Origin of the sequence: Enterobacter cloacae complex sp. SYL003 (genome assembly GCF_049236925.1) — a bacterium.
Lineage (GTDB): Bacteria > Pseudomonadota > Gammaproteobacteria > Enterobacterales > Enterobacteriaceae > Enterobacter > Enterobacter intestinihominis.
In genome coordinates, this window is the sequence record NZ_JBMKJK010000063.1 from 1 (window position 1) to 1,060 (window position 1,060).

General features: G+C 55.7%; 1 protein-coding gene and 1 pseudogene. Both read left to right on the plus strand.

The features are described from left to right. Window positions 1-67 (plus strand): annotated as a pseudogene (locus ACOT1A_RS24570) (type VI secretion system contractile sheath small subunit); the annotation flags it as partial. A 34-nt stretch (window positions 68-101) separates the two neighbouring features. Next, window positions 102-1,060: type VI secretion system contractile sheath large subunit (gene tssC, locus ACOT1A_RS24575; RefSeq protein WP_232935644.1), on the plus strand; the 959-nt coding region annotated here is incomplete at its 3' end.

Below are 1,060 nucleotides of genomic sequence, written 5' to 3' on the forward strand. Positions count from 1 at the left end.
AATTCTTAAGGACCCGGCGCTGTCTCAGGAATTACGCGACGAAATGAGTGCACTGGCCCCGAAATAAGCGGCATGTGTAATTTGATGGATTAACCGGGAATATGCTGATGTCTGTGAATAGTGAAACCGCCTCCGCGCAGGGGCAGACCATCGTACTGGAAAAAGAGGGCGTTTACGCCTCCCTGTTTGAAAAAATCAACCTGACTCCGGCCTCGAGCCTGGGTGATATCAATGCGTTTCTGGATGATGCCGCGCTTTCTGACGCGCCGGCGGGTGAACGCCTGACGGCGGCGATGCAGGTGTTTATGGACTGCATCCGTAAATCCGGTCAGCCCGTGGAGAAGCTCGACAAAACGCTGATTGACCACCATATCGCCGAACTGGATTTCCAGATCAGCCGTCAGCTGGATGCCGTAATGCATCACCAGGCGTTCCAGAAGGTGGAGTCCCTGTGGCGCGGCCTGAAGCAGCTGGTGGACAACACCGACTACCGCCAGAATGTGAAAACCGAAATTCTGGACGTCTCCAAGGATGACCTGCGCCAGGATTTTGAGGATGCACCGGAACTGATCCAGAGCGGCCTCTACTGGCACACCTATACCGCCGAATACGACACCCCGGGCGGCGAGCCGATTGGCTCAGTGATTTCATCCTATGAATTTGACGCCAGTCCGCAGGATGTGGCGCTGCTGCGCAATATCTCGAAAGTGTCTGCCGCCGCACACATGCCGTTTATTGGCTCTGTCGGCCCGAAATTCTTCCTGAAAGACTCTATGGAAGAGGTTGCTGCGATTAAGGATATCGGCAACTACTTCGACCGCGCCGAGTACATCAAGTGGAAATCTTTCCGCGACACCGACGACGCCCGCTACATCGGCCTCGTGATGCCGCGCGTGCTGGGGCGTCTGCCGTATGGCCCGGACACCGTACCAGTACGCAGCTTTAACTACGTTGAGCAGGTGAAAGGCCCGGATCATGAGAAATACCTGTGGACCAGCGCGTCGTTCTCCTTCGCGTCAAACATGGTGAAGAGCTTCATCAATAACGGCTGGTGCGTGCA